This is a genomic window from Actinoallomurus spadix (genome assembly GCF_024055725.1).
Classification (GTDB): domain Bacteria; phylum Actinomycetota; class Actinomycetes; order Streptosporangiales; family Streptosporangiaceae; genus Actinoallomurus; species Actinoallomurus spadix.
In genome coordinates, this window is the sequence record NZ_JAMXMX010000008.1 from 129,005 (window position 1) to 143,584 (window position 14,580).

Annotated in this window: 16 protein-coding genes and 1 pseudogene; 7 read left to right on the plus strand and 10 right to left on the minus strand. The window is 70.5% G+C overall.

Annotation, left to right across the window (positions count from 1 at the left end; genetic code table 11):
• Window positions 1-32: 32 nt before the first annotated feature.
• The 8 genes and pseudogenes from NE235_RS13950 to NE235_RS13985 all read right to left on the minus strand — a co-directional run bounded on the left by NE235_RS13950 (window position 33) and on the right by NE235_RS13985 (window position 6,595).
• A complete protein-coding gene (locus tag NE235_RS13950) occupies window positions 33-1,004 on the minus strand; it encodes an aldo/keto reductase (protein WP_252802694.1) in 972 nt (323 codons plus the stop codon).
• A gap of 843 nt (window positions 1,005-1,847) precedes the next feature.
• Window positions 1,848-2,234 (minus strand): SCO5389 family protein, encoded by a 387-nt coding sequence (locus tag NE235_RS13955; protein WP_252802696.1) that lies wholly within the window; start codon window positions 2,232-2,234, stop codon window positions 1,848-1,850.
• 57 nt (window positions 2,235-2,291) lie between these two features.
• Window positions 2,292-2,507, minus strand: a complete 216-nt coding sequence (locus NE235_RS13960; protein ID WP_252802698.1) for a hypothetical protein — start codon at window positions 2,505-2,507, stop codon at window positions 2,292-2,294.
• A gap of 47 nt (window positions 2,508-2,554) precedes the next feature.
• A pseudogene (locus NE235_RS38670) lies at window positions 2,555-3,118 on the minus strand (metal ABC transporter permease); the annotation flags it as partial.
• Window positions 3,115-3,990: a metal ABC transporter permease gene (locus NE235_RS13970; protein ID WP_252802702.1), complete on the minus strand. Its 876-nt coding sequence runs from the start codon at window positions 3,988-3,990 to the stop codon at window positions 3,115-3,117. The pseudogene NE235_RS38670 and the gene NE235_RS13970, both read right to left, overlap by 4 nt.
• Entirely contained in the window at window positions 3,987-4,853 is an 867-nt protein-coding gene (locus tag NE235_RS13975) for a metal ABC transporter permease (protein ID WP_252802704.1), read from the minus strand. Before NE235_RS13975 ends, NE235_RS13970 begins: the two co-directional genes overlap by 4 nt.
• A gap of 9 nt (window positions 4,854-4,862) precedes the next feature.
• Window positions 4,863-5,642, minus strand: a complete 780-nt coding sequence (locus NE235_RS13980) for a metal ABC transporter ATP-binding protein (RefSeq protein ID WP_252802706.1) — start codon at window positions 5,640-5,642, stop codon at window positions 4,863-4,865.
• A 2-nt stretch (window positions 5,643-5,644) separates the two neighbouring features.
• Window positions 5,645-6,595 carry a metal ABC transporter substrate-binding protein gene (locus tag NE235_RS13985; RefSeq protein WP_252802708.1) on the minus strand — a complete coding sequence of 317 codons (951 nt, stop codon included), beginning with the start codon at window positions 6,593-6,595 and terminating at the stop codon, window positions 5,645-5,647.
• Window positions 6,596-6,694: 99 nt separating this feature from the next.
• Here NE235_RS13985 and NE235_RS13990 point away from each other — a divergent pair, with 99 nt between their 5' ends.
• The 5 genes from NE235_RS13990 (at window position 6,695) to NE235_RS14010 (ending at window position 10,675) form a co-directional block, all read left to right on the plus strand.
• A complete protein-coding gene (locus NE235_RS13990; RefSeq protein ID WP_252802709.1) occupies window positions 6,695-7,174 on the plus strand; it encodes a Fur family transcriptional regulator in 480 nt (159 codons plus the stop codon).
• Window positions 7,175-7,193: 19 nt separating this feature from the next.
• Window positions 7,194-7,679: a Fur family transcriptional regulator gene (locus NE235_RS13995; protein WP_308206071.1), complete on the plus strand. Its 486-nt coding sequence runs from the start codon at window positions 7,194-7,196 to the stop codon at window positions 7,677-7,679.
• A gap of 225 nt (window positions 7,680-7,904) precedes the next feature.
• Window positions 7,905-8,882 carry an ATP-binding protein gene (locus NE235_RS14000; RefSeq protein ID WP_252802711.1) on the plus strand — a complete coding sequence of 326 codons (978 nt, stop codon included), beginning with the start codon at window positions 7,905-7,907 and terminating at the stop codon, window positions 8,880-8,882.
• Between the two features lie 120 nt (window positions 8,883-9,002).
• The gene (locus NE235_RS14005; RefSeq protein WP_252802712.1) at window positions 9,003-9,956 is read left to right on the plus strand and encodes a permease; all 954 of its coding nucleotides are present in this window, start codon (window positions 9,003-9,005) and stop codon (window positions 9,954-9,956) included.
• The gene (locus NE235_RS14010) at window positions 9,953-10,675 is read left to right on the plus strand and encodes a TIGR03943 family putative permease subunit (RefSeq protein WP_252802713.1); all 723 of its coding nucleotides are present in this window, start codon (window positions 9,953-9,955) and stop codon (window positions 10,673-10,675) included. Before NE235_RS14005 ends, NE235_RS14010 begins: the two co-directional genes overlap by 4 nt.
• On the opposite strand, the gene NE235_RS14015 is transcribed toward NE235_RS14010, so the two are convergent.
• Window positions 10,666-10,914 carry a hypothetical protein gene (locus NE235_RS14015; RefSeq protein ID WP_252803161.1) on the minus strand — a complete coding sequence of 83 codons (249 nt, stop codon included), beginning with the start codon at window positions 10,912-10,914 and terminating at the stop codon, window positions 10,666-10,668. The genes NE235_RS14010 and NE235_RS14015 overlap by 10 nt on opposite strands.
• Window positions 10,915-11,007: 93 nt before the next feature.
• On the opposite strand from NE235_RS14015, the gene NE235_RS14020 reads away from it, so the two are divergent.
• Window positions 11,008-12,042, plus strand: coding sequence for an LLM class flavin-dependent oxidoreductase (locus NE235_RS14020; protein ID WP_252802715.1), 1,035 nt, complete (start codon window positions 11,008-11,010; stop codon window positions 12,040-12,042).
• 53 nt (window positions 12,043-12,095) lie between these two features.
• Entirely contained in the window at window positions 12,096-12,668 is a 573-nt protein-coding gene (locus tag NE235_RS14025; protein ID WP_252802717.1) for a polysaccharide deacetylase family protein, read from the plus strand.
• Between the two features lie 49 nt (window positions 12,669-12,717).
• On the opposite strand, the gene NE235_RS14030 is transcribed toward NE235_RS14025, so the two are convergent.
• Complete coding sequence (locus NE235_RS14030) at window positions 12,718-14,385, minus strand: (2,3-dihydroxybenzoyl)adenylate synthase (protein WP_252802719.1); 1,668 nt, start codon at window positions 14,383-14,385, stop codon at window positions 12,718-12,720.
• Window positions 14,386-14,580: the final 195 nt, after the last annotated feature.

Sequence of the window (14,580 nt, forward strand, 5' to 3'; positions counted from 1 at the left end):
TTTCGGCGACGGCGCTTCGAGCCGTCAGCCGCTCAGCGGCCGGTCAGGTGCAGCATCTGCTCGGGGTAGCGGGCGCCCGCCACCGGCAGCTCCAGCTCGGCCAGCTCCGCCTCGGTGAGCCGGATCTCGGCCGCCGCGAGGTTCTCCTCCAGCCGGGCGCGGCGCTTCGTGCCGGGGATCGGCACGACGTCCTCGCCCTGGTGCAGCAGCCAGGCGAGGGCCAGCTGGCCCGCCGTCGCGCCCTTGCCCGCGGCCATCGCGCGGACGGCCTCGGCGGCCTGGACATTGGCGTCGTAGTTGGCGCCCTGGAAACGCGGATCGGTGCGGCGGTAGTCGTCCTCCGGGTAGTCCTCGGCGCGGCGGACGTCGCCGGTGAGGAAGCCGCGGCCGAGCGGGGAGTAGGGCACGAGGCCGATGCCCAGCTCGCGGACGGCCGGGAGGATCTCGTCCTCGATGCCCCGCTCCCACAGCGAGTACTCCGACTGCAGGGCCGACACGGGGAACGTCGCGTGCGCTCGGCGGATCGTCTGCGCGCCGGCCTCGGACAGGCCGAAGAAGCGGACCTTGCCCTGCTGGACGAGCTCGCCGACGGCGCCGGCGACGTCCTCGATCGGCACGTCGGAGTCGACCCGGTGCTGGTAGAGCAGGTCGACGTGGTCGGTGCCGAGCCGCCGCAGCTGCTGCTCGAGCACCTCCTTGATGTGCTCGGGGCGGCTGTTCAGCCCGCGGCGCTCGCCGTTCTCGTCCAGGTCCCAGCCGAACTTCGTGGCGATGACCGCCTCGTCACGGCGGCCGCGCAGCGCCCGGCCGAGGAGCTCCTCGTTGGTCCAGGGTCCGTAGACCTCGGCGGTGTCGAAGAAGTCGCAGCCGAGGTCCAGCGCCCGGTGGATCGTCGCGATGGACTCGGTCTCGTCGCCCTGACCGTACGCCCAGGTCATTCCCATGCAGCCCAGGCCGAGCGCCGACACTTCGAGTCCCTGTGTGCCCAGTCTTCTCTTCTCCATGGGATCAGATTGGCCCTTAGAGCGCGCTCTAAGTCAAACGGAGATCAGTGCAACGCGCTGTCGGCGAGCCACTGCCGCCACGACCGCGTCCAGAACTTCCAGTCGTCGGCGTTCGGCTCGTCGGCGAACCTGCGGGTCGTCCCGGTAACGTCCACGATGTCGCCGCGCTGGGAGATGCCGAAGAAATAGCGGACGCCCTCTCGCCCTTACCGGCTGGCGTCGGCCACCGTGACGTTGGACGCGCCGACGGCGAACGATCGTGTGACGTCCCTGGTTCGGGCGCACGGTGACGGCGGGCTCGCTCCGCGACACGTTCTCGGCCCGCCGGGCGAGCTCCGCGGCGCCGGCGGCCGGCCTCCTGGCAGGGTTATCTCGCAGCCGAAGTACGACGAACCCGGACGCCAGTTCCCTGCATCCGTTGGCGGTCGTGCGAGTTCAACCAGGGCCGCAGCGCCGGACCTGACGCCGTGTCGGCCCTGGACGAGGCCACCGGCACACTCCTGCGGCAGGCTCCGATCCCTCCAAAGGACATGACAAGGCGCCCCTGACTTACGCGCCAACGGCGTCGTGTACGGAGGTTCGACGTTCGGTCGCATGCACGCCGCGAACGCGGCCACCGGGAAGATTCTGTGGGACTACAAGGGCGTCGGCTCCGGACTGTGCGGGCCAGCCATGGTGCACCGGCTTCGTCTACTAGAGCAACGGCTACACCGCCGGCTCGGCCACCGGAGGCAGGTCCTCACGCCCGAGACGACGCACGCCGGTGATCGGCGTCTGAGGAGGTGTCATGGGGTGGGGCGCCCCCCCTACCCGCCCGCATTCCGCGGGCGGCCCACCGTTGTGTCAGCAGTCGACCAGCTCGGGCTTCTGGTTGAGGATCTGGGCGCGGGCGGTGATGAACTGCCGGTAGGCGCGGTCGGCGCCGGGGCGGAAGACGGCGACGCGGTGGCAGTTCTGGAACGCCAGGCGTACGCCGAAGTGGTTCTCCAGGGCGGCGCGCATGGCGTCGCTGGCCATCATCCGCAGGAGCTGGCCGCGGGCGGTCTCGTCGGGCGGCGGGGTCTGGTTGTCGGCGAACTCGCCCCCGTTGTCCCGCAGCTGGTCGACGAGGCCGGTGACGACCTGCCAGCCGTAGGGCAGGGAGGTGCGGATGCAGTCGACGAACGCGGCGTCGTCGACGTCGCCGCGCTGGGCGTCCTGGAGGAGTTCGGGGGACACGGTGAGCGACATGGGTTCTCCTGTCGGATAGATGGGTCGCCTGGACGGTAGATCGGTCGGACGGTCTGGTCAGGTAGCGGTGGCGTCACAGACCTGTGGCCGGTCTGCGAAGTCCGGCCGCCGTGCGCGGCCGACGAGGGTGGTGGTGGCCGCGACGATGAACAGGGCACCGCAGATGACGGCGGTGCCGGCGGCGGTCGCGACGCGGTAGTGCAGGGACACGGCCAGCCCGGCAGCGCCGCCGGCCGCGCCGAGGAGCGTGGCGGGATGATGCGGCGGGTCCACAGCAGGGCCGAGGCGGCGGGGCCGACCAGCAGCGCCAGGGGTAGCGTCGCGCCGACGGCCGGTACGGCGGTCACCACGGTCATCGCGAGAAGGGTCAGCAGGCCGCCGTCGATGAGCCGGGTGGGGTACCCGAGCGCCCGCGTCACGGCGGGGTCGAACGCGGCGAGCACCAGTTCCTTGTGTGCGAGCGTGAGCGTGACGGTGACGAGGACGGCGGTGATCGCCGACACGGTGATGTCGCCGATTCCGGCGGTGAGGGGTGATCCGACGAGGGCGGCGCTCAGGTCCTTGCTGAAGCCCGGCCGGGTGGAGATCAGCACGACGCCGAGCGCGAGCGCGCCGCTGATCATGACACCGGAGCGCTGGTGATGCGATCGGGACGCGACGCCGCTGCGGCCCATCACCACGATGGCACCCACCGCCGCGATCCCGGAACCGATCTTGACGTCGGCCCCCACGACGGCGGCTGCGACGATGCCGAGGAAGGTGACGTGGCCGAGGGTCCCGGTGAAGAACGCCAGGCGTCGCAGCACGACCTGAACGCCGAGGACCCCGCAGACCCCGCCGGTGAGGAGGAGCTCGGCCAGCGCCCGCTCGGTAAGCGCGCTCATCCGACCTCCTCGAGGTGCGACGGCCCGGTGGTGGCCGGAGCGGATCGATCCGCCGCCGGCCGGCGGCCGCGTCGTGACCCGGTGACGGCGGTCCAGGTCGTGGTCGCCGCCAGGGACAGCGCGAAGAGGGTTCCGGTGACGACGGTGATGGCGCCTCCGGTGGCGACGTCGTACCGGGTGGAGATCAGAACACCGGCCAGCCCGCTGCCGATACCCGAGGCCACGGCGATGGCGGTCATCGCGGTGACGTCGTGGGTCCATAGGCGGGCGATGGCGGCCGGGGCGACGAGTACGGCGACGGCCAGGATCGCGCCGACGGCGGGTACGGCGACAATGATGACGGCCTCGACGGTGAGCAGCAGCGCCATGTCGATGGCGGTTGGCCGGTATCCGGCGGCGGCGTAGCCGCCGGGGTCGAACGCCCGGAACGTGAGCTGCCGGCCCGCGACGGACAGGAGCGCTAGGACGATGACGCCGACCACCGCGACGGCGGTCAGGTCGCCGGTCCCGACGGTGAGGATCTGACCGACCGTGTAGGCGGTCAGGTCCTTGGAGAACCCGTCGCGCGCCGACAGCAGGACGACGCCGAGCGCGAACCCGGCCGACAGCACGATCCCGATCGCCGTGGTCGTGCCCTGCCCGGGGCGGCGGGACAGGGCCAGGACGCCCAGCACGACGAGCACGCCGAACAGCCCGCCGCCGGCATACAGGTCGACTCCGGCGATGGCGGCCAGCACGACGCCTGGGAAGGTCGCGTGCGTCATGGCGAGGGTGAAGAACGGCAGCCGCCGCAGCAGGATCTGTACGCTGATCAGGCCGCCGACCGTGCCGAGGAGAACGGCTTCGAGGATGGCACGATCGACGGCGGTCATGCCGCTCTCCGCACCGAGCGCGGCCGTCGCCGGATCATCCCGGCAGCGAGCGCGATCAGGTGACAGGCGATGAGGACGAGGACGACGGTGCCGCCGGAGGCCAGCCGCAGCCCGTGGTGGATGGAGGCGTCGTAGCTGACGGCGAGTCCGGCCCAGCCGGCGAGGGCGCCGATGACGGCGGCGATCGGAACGATGAGCGCGAGCCGGTCCGACACCACGCGGGCCGCGGCGGCGGGCACGATGAGCAGCGCGATGACCAGGACGGTTCCGACGGCGCGTACGGAGGCGACGACGACCAGGGCGACGATCGTGTTGGTAGCAAGGTCGAGCAGACCGATCCGGTATCCGCTCGCCCGGGCGCCCTCCGGGTCGAACGACCGGGCGAGCAACGGCCGTCGCAGGATCACCATCGTGGCGATGACCAGGGCGGTCACGGCGAGGGTCTGGGTCAGCTGGGCGGGGGTGACCGTGAGGATCCGGCCGAACAGGAACGCCGTCAGGTCCGCCGTGTAGCCGGATTCCCGGGAGACGAGAACGACGCCGACGGCGAAGAAGGTGGTCAGCAGGACCGCGAGTGCGGCGTCTTCGGTGACGGCGCGGTGGCGGGTGAGCAGGGTCAGCAGCACCGCGGTCGCGGCGCCGGCGATGAGCGCGCCCCAGAAGATGCCCCCTTCGCCGCTCAGCAGGTAGCCGATGACGACGCCGGGGAAGACGGTGTGGGTGAGGGCGTCGGTCATGAAGGCCAGGCGGCGCAGGAGGATGAGCACGCCGACAGTGCCGGCCAGTGCCCCGAGGATCGCCAGTTCGGCGAGCGCCCGGGCCATGAAGGGGAACCGGAAGGGTTCGATGAGGATCTGGTTCATGGCGCGGCCTCAGGAGTGAGCGACGATGACGCGGTCGCCGCGCAGTTCGAGGGCGTGTCCACCGTAGGTGGCGCGCAGCCGGTGGGGAGTGAGGGTCGCGTTCGTGGGGCCGAAGCCGTACTGGCGTCGGTTGAGCAGGCAGACCTCCTCACAGGCCAGGTGGGCCAGCGTCAGGTCGTGGGTGGAGACCACCACCGCGGCGCCGTCCTGCTTCAACCGGGCGATGGCGTCCAGCAGGGCCTGTTCGCTGACCGCGTCGACGCCGTTGAACGGCTCGTCGAGCAACAGCAGCCGAGGCTCGGCGGCGATGGCGCGGGCCAGCAGCACGCGCTGGCGCTGCCCGCCCGACAAGGTGCCGAACCGGTGGCGGGCGCGGTCGGCTAGGCCGACTTGCTCCAGGGCGCGGCGGGCGGCCTCCTTGTCGGTGGCCTTCGCCCGGCGCAGCCACCCGATGCGCCGGTAGCGGCCCATCAGCACGACCTGCCCGACCGAGATCGGGAACTCCGGGTCGAGGGTGTCGGCCTGGGGGACGTAGGCGACGTCGCGCCGCGCCGCGGCCGGAGGCCGGCCGAGGACGGTGATCCGTCCTCCGGCGAGCGGGACCAGGCCGAGAATCGCCTTGATGAGGGTGGACTTGCCGGCGCCGTTCGGGCCGATCAGGGCGACGGCCTCGCCGGGTGCGACCATGCCGTCGATGTTCTCCAGCGCGACGGCGGGCCCGTAGGCGACGCTGACCTCGTCCAGGTCCAGCGCCGGGGGCGGGACCTGCGGATCGGTGGCGGTGTTCACGCTCAGCCCTTCAGCGCGGTGACGATGGTGGTGGTGTTGTGCCGTTCCAGGTCGAGGTAGGTGGCTCCGGCCGAGCCGGCGGGCCCGAGCGTGTCGCCGTACAGGGAGTCCTCGCCGGCCTCGACCTTCACCCCGGCCTGCTTCCCGATCGCCTCGGCGGTCTTGGGCGGCAGTGAGGACTCGGAGAAGATCGCCTTGACCCCGGTCGACTTGATCTTGGAGATCAGGGAGCTGAGCTGCTTGCCGGACAGTTCCGCGGAGGTGTCGAAGCTGGGGATGATCGAGCCGACGAACGTCAGGTGGTAGCGGTCGATGTAGTAGCCGAACGCGTCATGGTTGGTGACCAGCTTGCGCTGATCGGCCGGGATCGTGTTGATCTGGCCGGCGATCCAGGAGTCCAGCTGGTCAAGCTTGGTGGTGTAGGAGGTGAGGTTCGCCTCGTAGGCCGCCTTGTCGGCGGAGTCCTTGCCCTCGAACGCCGTCGCGATGTTGCGGCTCATGATCTCGGCGTTCTTCGGGTTGTGCCAGATGTGGGGGTCACCGGCGGCCTCCTCGTCGGATCCGTTGCCCTTGCGGACGGCCACGCCCTTGCTCGCGTCGACCAGCGTGCCGTGGAAGCCCGCGGACTTGATCGTCTGGTCCAGCCACCTCTCCAGGCCGACGCCGTTCTCCAGGACCACGTCGGCCTGCGCGATGGCCTGGACGTCGGCGGGTGAAGGTTCGTAGTCGTGCGGGTCGACGTTGGGTTTGAGGAGCTGGGTGATCTTGACCTTGTCGCCGCCGACGTTGCGGGCGAAGTCGGCGACCTGGGTGGTCGTGGCGACCACGTTCAGCTTCTCGCCGCCGCTCGCCGAGGCGCCGGCGTCTTTCGCGGAACTCGAACCGCAGGCCGCGGCGGCGAGCAGGCAACCCGCGACGACGGGGACGGCCGGCCGGGGGAATCGGGTGCGCAACGTATCTCCTCGAGGGATGCCATGCTAATGAAAACCGGTCCCATGTTCGCCATAACGGTAATGGTTGTCAATATCGGCAGATGTCCGTACGCTCAGCGCATGCGCTCCCACCTCGCCACCGTCGGCCGTTCCGGCGGTGGAGGCGTCGATGAGCCGTCCGCACGGCTCCGCGCCGCAGGCCTGTCCCCGACCCGGCGCAGACGTCAGGTGCTGGAAGCGCTCGATGGACGGCGGCGCCCGATCGGCGCGCACGAGCTCTACGTCGAACTCGCCGGACGGGGACATTCCGTCGGGATGTCGACGGTCTACCGCACCCTGGCCGCGCTCGCCGACGCCGGGCTCCTGCACGTCTTCATCCACGACGGTGAGACCCGGTACCGGCCGTGCGCTCCCGGCCGTCACTACCACTTGGTGTGCCGCCGTTGCGGTGACGTCCAGGAGCACCCGGCCGCCGACGACGGCGCCTGGCTGGACGCCATCGCGGCCGAGGTCGACTTCGAACCCGACTCGCGCCAGGCGGAGGTGTACGGCGTCTGCGGCTCGTGCCTGCGAACCGGACCCGACGGACTCGGAGGTTGATACGGTCGAGAGGCGACCGATGACCAGACCCCGACCGGCCGGAGCACCGACCATGACCTCGCACTCGCCCTCCCGACCTGAGCAGCGGCCCGCCGCCACCGGCCGGGGGACACGTGTGCGGGGCACACGGCAGGCAGAGGCGTTGAGCCACGTCCTGGCGGACCTGCCGGGATTCAGTAGCGCTCAGGACATCCACGCCGAGTTGCGCCGCCGGGGCGAGCGCATCGGGCTGACCACGGTCTACCGTCATCTCCAGGTCCTCAGCGAGGACGGCGCCGTCGACACCCTCCGCGACGAGACCGGCGAGACGCTCTACCGCCGCTGCGAGACCAGCGCCCACCATCATCACGTCACCTGCCGATCGTGCGGGCGCAGTGTCGAGGTCGAAGGACGCGCGGTCGAGCGCTGGGCCGAACGCGTCGCGACCGAGGCCGGCTTCGCTGACGTTGACCACACCGTGGAGATCTTCGGCCTGTGCCCCGACTGTGCGGGCGAGCGCCGCTGACCCCCTTCCCGTGGTTGCGCGGTGATGGAAGTGCCGTCGCGCCCACCTCGCCTTCCGGGGGCGTGCGGTGGCGTAGGCGTTACCGGAAAGCCACTGAAAACGGTTTTCGATTCCGATAAGCTCTCCAGGTGCGCCAGCGCGCTGCGTCAGTGATGTCGATGTAACATTCAGTGCGCATATGTTCACTCATTGTCACTCTAGCTGGCATGAGCACGAGAGGGATTCATGAAAATCGCGTTCGTCGGTAAGGGCGGAAGCGGAAAGACGACGCTGTCATCGCTGTTCGTCCGGTATCTGGCGGCTTCCGGTGCTCCGGTGGTGGCCGTCGACGCCGATATCAACCAGCATCTGGGGGTGGCGCTCGGGCTGGAGGAGCTCGATGCCGCCGCGATCCCGGCGATGGGGGAACGCCTGCCCGAGATCAAGGAATACCTGCGTGGGACCAATCCGCGGATCTCCTCCGCCGCGGCGATGGTCAAGACCACCCCGCCCGGCTACGGCTCCCGGCTCCTGCGCATCGGTGGTGACGATCCGATCCACGCAGGTCTGACGGTGGAGGCGTCCGGGGCCCGGCTCATGGTCACCGGCCCGTTCACCGACGACGATCTCGGCGTGGCGTGCTACCACTCCAAGACCGGCGCGGTCGAGCTTTACCTCAACCATCTGGTGGACGGGCCCGCGGAGTACGTCGTCGTCGACTGCACGGCCGGGGCCGAATCATTCGCGTCCGGCATGTTCACCCGGTTCGACCTGACGTTCCTGGTCGCCGAGCCAACTCGTAAGGGGGTGAGCGTCTACCGGCAGTGGACCGACTACGCCGCCGACTACGACGTGGCCCTCAAGGTCATCGGCAACAAGGTCGATGGCCCCGAGGACGTCGCCTTCCTGCGTGAGCAGGTCGGTGACGCGTTGCTCGGCTGCGTGGGGGACTCCAGGGCGGTTCGCGCGATGGAGCAGGGCCGGCCCTTCACGCTGACCGACCTCGCCGGCCCCGACCGACGGATGCTCGCCGCCATGCGAGAGGTGGTCGACGCCCGCCCGAAGGACTGGCCGAAGTTCACTCGCCAGGCGATCGAGTTCCATCTCAAGAACGCCGATGCCTGGGCGAATTCGGCGACCGGCGAGGATCTGAAGGCTCAGATCGACCCGGGATTCGTCCTCGGCCCCGAGGCCATGACGGCGGCGCTGTCGGCCGTCCGGTAACGGCGGGCACAGGGCCGGAGGTCTGGCACGATGCCGAGTGCGCCCAGGTGGCGGGCCGTCGAGGCGGCGTGGGAGGAGGACGCGGAACTCCCGCCCGCTGAGTGGGGACGACGACCACCGATGGCCGCAGGGCCCCGCGCGCTGCTCGGTGTCGTCGCGGTGGCCGGTGTGCTGGCGGCGGGCAGAGTGCTGGCCGCCCCGCACCTGCGCGAGGCCAGGGTGCAGGGGTGGGCGACCGTCTTCGTGGCGATCTGTGTGCAGGCGTTGCCGTTCCTGGCCTTCGGCGCCACCGTCTCCGCCGCGATCTCGACGTTGGTGCCCGAGGCGTTCTGGCGGCGAGCGTTGCCGCGTCGCGCTCTCCTCGCGGTGCCGGTCGCCGGCGCGGTCGGCGCCGTACTGCCGGGATGCGAGTGCGCCTCGGTCCCGGTCGCGGGCGGTTTGATGGCCCGTGGCATCACGCCCGCCGCCGCGCTGGCCTTCCTGCTGTCGTCCCCGGCCATCAACCCCGTGGTGCTCGTGGCCACGGCCGTGGCCTTCCGCGGGCATCCGGAGATGGTCGCCGCCCGCTTTGCGGCGTCCTTGCTGGTCTCGGTGGCGGCCGGGTGGCTGTGGCTGCGGTTCGGCCGCACCGAATGGCTGCGGATCCCCTCCCGCCCGCGCGCCGCCCATGGGGCGCGGTGGCCGGGATTCGCGGCGGCGCTGCGGCACGACCTGCTGCACACCGGCGGTCTGCTGGTCGTCGGCGCGGCGATCGCGGCGACGCTCAACGTCACGGTGCCACCGGCCTGGACCGTGGCCGTGGCAGGCGTCCCGTGGCTGTCGGTCGCCGTGCTCGCGGCACTGGCCGTGGTGATGTCGATCTGCTCGGAGGCCGACGCGTTCGTCGCCACGAGCCTGACCCAGTTCTCCGCAACGGCCAAGCTGGCCTTCCTCGTCGTCGGCCCGATGGTGGACCTCAAACTCATCGCGTTGCAGGCCGGCACCTTCGGACCGCGCTTCGCGGCCCGGTTCATCCCTATGACCTTCGCCCTGGCGATCGTCGCGAGCGCCCTCATCGGCCGGGTGCTGTTGTGAGAAAGGCCGCCCAGAACGTCGTCCTACTGGCGGCCGGCGGGACACTGCTGTGGATCACCCTGGCTGGCCGCGAGTATCTCAACTACGTCCGCCCCGGCTTCCGGATCCCGCTGATCGCCACCGGAGCCGTCCTGTGCGCGCTCGGCGGACTCGGCATCGCCACCACCTGGCGCCGTACCGCCACCGCGACCTCCGACAGGCGGGTCGACGAGCACGACCACGATCACGGGCCACGAGCCACCTGGCTGCTCTTTCTCCCGCCACTGGTGATCGCCGTGATCGCGCCGTCGGGCCTGGGCTCCTTCACCGCCGAACGCGCCGTCGACCAGGCCCCACGACCGCAAGCCGGATCTGCCCTGGCAGCGTTGTCCGCCGACGGCCCTGCGCGGATCTCGCTGACCGAGTTCACCGCCCGTGCGTTCCAGGCCAAGGCCGGTCACGACACCCTGACCGGGCGCCAGGTCATCCTGACCGGATTCGCTCGCCCGGCCGGCCGGAACCGGTGGATGCTGATCCGCCTGCGCATGACCTGCTGTGCGGCCGACGCCGTCCCGATGCGGGTCGTTATCAAGGGCACGCCCGTACCGCCCACCGGCACGTGGGTACGGGTCTCCGGCACATGGTCGCCGCTCTGGGCGAGCATCGACGACATCGCCTTTCCTCAGCTCACGGCCACCGTCCTGGAGCGCATCGCCCGACCCGCCGACCCCTACGAATGACGCGGTGCTCCCCGCGTGCCGTACGGGCGCCCGCGCAGGCGGCACTCTTGACCGGGGTCGCCACCGGGGAAGGAGCAGACCGAGGGGGGTATCCACTGATGACAGCCATGACAGAGCACCGACAGCACACCGGCCATGTCCAGCATGATGACCATCCGCATCGGCATGGTGAGGGCCGCGGCCATGTGAGCGTGCCGCACGGCAATCACGTCGACTATGTCCATGATGGATGTCGGCATGCCGCCCACGGAGATCATTGGGACGAGCACTGAACATCGGGCATCGCTAGCCCGTCTGTCCCCAGCTGCGCCGATTTCCGGCAGAGTATGGGAATGCGGGTGGGGGTGTTCTTGCTGGCGGCGCGGTTCCCCGGTCAGAGCGACGGTGAGGTGCTGACCGCCACGGTCGAGGCGGCGGTCGCTGCCGAGCGGGCCGGGTTCGACGACGTGTGGTTCGCCGAGCATCACTTCATGTCGTACGGCATCTGCCCGTCGGCGGTCACGCTCGCGTCCTATGTCCTAGGCCATACGGAACGGATCACGGTGGGGACGGCGGTGAGCGTGCTGTCCACCGCCCACCCGGTCGCACTCGCCGAGCAGACCGCGCTGTTGGACCAGGTGTCCGGAGGGCGGTTCCGGCTCGGTGTCGGGCGGGGCGGCCCGTGGGTGGACCTGGAGGTGTTCGGGACCGGACTCGCGCGGTACGAGTCCGGTTTCGCCGAAAGTCTCGACCTGCTGCTCGCCGGACTGACCCGTCCCCGGCTCTCGGCGGCCGGGCCGACCTTCGCCTTCCGAGAGATCCCAATGGTGCCGCGCCCGCGCACTCGCCCGCCGGTCGTGGTCGCTTGCACCTCGGACGCCACCGCCGCGCTGGCCGCCGAACGCGGCCTGCCGATGCTGCTCGGCATGCACGTCGACGACGAGGGCAGGCGGCGGATGGTCGACGCGTACACCGCTGCGGCCGGGAACGCCCAGGCGGAGCATGTGGCCGCCGTCATGGCCTACGTCGCCGACACCCGGGCCGAGGCCCAGGAGCTGCTGCGTGCGGAGCTGCCACGCTGGCTGCGGCCGGGGCTGGCCGGGTACGTGCCGGTCGACGACCGGCCCTACACCCCGCGCGACGCGGACGCGTACGCCGATCTGCTGTGCCGAATCCACCCGGTCGGCACCGCCGAAGACTGCGTGGAGACCATGGCGGCGACGGCCGAGCGCACCGGCGTCCGCCACCTGATCCTCATGGTGGAGGGCGCCGGATCCCCGCGCCGGACCCGGGAGAACATCGCCCGGCTCGGCGCCGAGGTCCTCCCTCACCTCCGCGCCCGTTTCAGGGACGGAGACCGCGAACCAGGATCCGAACTTCTCAATTGACCCGAGAGTCCTAGCTGAATGGATCGACGGCCGTATGGACGGGTGGGATCAATATGAGGCAGCTGGACCGGCGTCAGGCGCTGTGGACGTTCGGTGCCGCCGGTGCGGGTCTCGTGGCGGGCGCGGTACCGGAATTCCTCCGTGGCCTCGGTGCGCCGAAGGCGGCACGCCACGTACGCAGGCCGGCTCCCACCTCCCGGCCCGATCCCGGCTATGCCCACGGACGGCCGCTGCAGGCGCTGCGCCGGCCGATCCACAGCCTGCACGATCTCCAACCGGCGGCGCCGCCCAACGCGATGGCGTTGACCATCGACGACGGCCACGACCGGATCGCCCAGGTCTCCGGAGTCACGCCGAAGTTCTTCCGTTCTCCGAGCGGCGCCTGGTCACAGCGGATCATCGACGTCGCCGCCGAGCATTCCATGATCTGCATCGACTGGCAGGTCGACCCACGTGACTGGGCCCGCCCCGGCACCACGACGATCACAGACCGCCTGCTACGCGCCCAGGCGGGCGACATCCTGCTCTGCCACGACGGCGGCGGCGACCGTTCGGAGACGATCCGGGCGCTGCGGACGGTCATCCCCGCGCTGAAACAACGCGGCCTCACCTTCGTCGCCCTCTGAGGAGGCCGCACCGTCAACGTCCGCGTCCTCGTGGTCGATCATCATTCGCTCAGAGCCGGGGCAACCGCTGGAGCAAGGCGTTCTTGTCGATCTTGCCGACCGCTGTCAGCGGTAGTCGGTCGACTGCGATCACGTCGTCGGGGGTCTTGTAGGCGGCCAGTCCGCGCTGTTTCAGGAAAGAGGCCAGTTCCCGGGTGCTGGGCGCCTGGCCCTGGCAGACCAGGAAGGCCACCGGCCGTTCGCCCCATTGGGCGTCCGGGGCGCCGACCAACGCCGCTGCGGTGACCGCCGGATGGGTGAGGAGGTGCTCCTCCACCTCGGTGGCGGCGATCTTCTCTCCACCACGGTTGATCTGGTCCTTGATCCGTCCGACGACTTCCAGGTTTCCCGACGGCGTCCGGCGGACGAGGTCCCCGGTGCGGTAGAAGCCATCCGCGGTGAAGGCGATCCGGTTGTGTGCCTCGGCCCGGTAGTAGCCGCACGGCGTATAGGGGCCGCGGGTGAGCAGTTCCCCGGGTTCTCCGTCGGTCACCGGCCGGCCGTCCGCGTCCACGATGAGGAGTTCGTCATCCGGGGAGATCGGCCGGCCCTGTGTCGTGCATATCAGGTCTTCGGGGTCATCGAGGCGGGTGAGGTTGATCAGGCCTTCGGCCATGCCGAACACCTGCTGGACCTGGGCGCCGAGCGCGGGCCCGATCCTGCGGGCCATCTCGTCGGCGAGCCTCGCCCCACCGACCTGGAGTATCCGCAGGCTGTCGAGCCGGTAGTGGCCGTGCTCCGCCTCCTCCAGCCAGTAGGGAACCAGCGGTGGGCTCAGTGACGTGATGGTCACGCGCCTCTCGTCGATGAGGCGGAGAGCGGTCTGCGGGCTCGGGTCGGGGCAGACGACGACCGTACCGCCGGACATGAGCGTGCCCAGCACGCCGGGGCAGGCGAGCGTGAAGTTGAACGCGATGGGGAGTACGGCCAGGTAGACCGAGTCTTCGCCCAGGGCGCAGATGTCCGCCGCGGCCCGTGCGTTGTAGGCGTAGTCGTCGTGGGTCCGCTGGACCAGCTTGGGCAGACCGGTCGTACCGCCTGACAGCAGAAGCAGCGCGAGGTCTGAGGAATCCGCACCGTCCTCGCCGGCATGCCGTGGGGTCGAGCCGCTGGTCGGCCCGGTGGACGGCGGAGCGGTGCGGTCGTACAGGTCCTCCAGCCCGGTGAAGTCGCGATGGGCGCCCGGATCGCCGCAGACCACAACATGGCGCAGCGGCGCGCCCGCCGTCTCCTTCGCCATGTCGTCGACCAGTTCCCGGGCGAGTTCGCGGTAGTCGAAGCGGGCGTGCCGGCCTGGGATGATGTACGCCGCCGCATCGCTGACCCGCACCATGTGTTCAATCTCAGTCCGGCGGTGCCCCGGCATCGCGTGCACGGGCACCGCGCCGATGCGCTGGAGACCGAACCAGACCAGCACGAACTCCGCCCGGTTGGGCAGTTGGACCACGACCCGGTCACCGCGCTCGATGCCCAGCCGCTGGAATCCCAGTGCCAAGCGATCGGCCGCCGTGTCGAGTTCGGCGTAGGTCCAACTGTGGTCCCCGTCGACCAGGGCGACGCGTTCCGGTCGCGCCTCGGCCCACGAGCGCAGGTACGAGCCGAACGTCCGGCCACTCCAGTACCCGGCCCGCCGGTACCGCTCGGCATCGGCGTCGGACCACGTCGGATGAGCTTTCACGACAACGGCTTCCTCTCGGCGTCGCCTCCGGCCGGTGCCGGGGGTTGGCGCGGGACTGGATCATGTGCATACTGTTCGACGTTAATGATAATCGTTACCGATAAGTGTGACATCCCGCCAACGGACGACGCGGTCCTGGCGCGGACAGGAGCCGGCGGCTGACGCCTGCCACCCGGCCTCCGCGAACGGATGCCT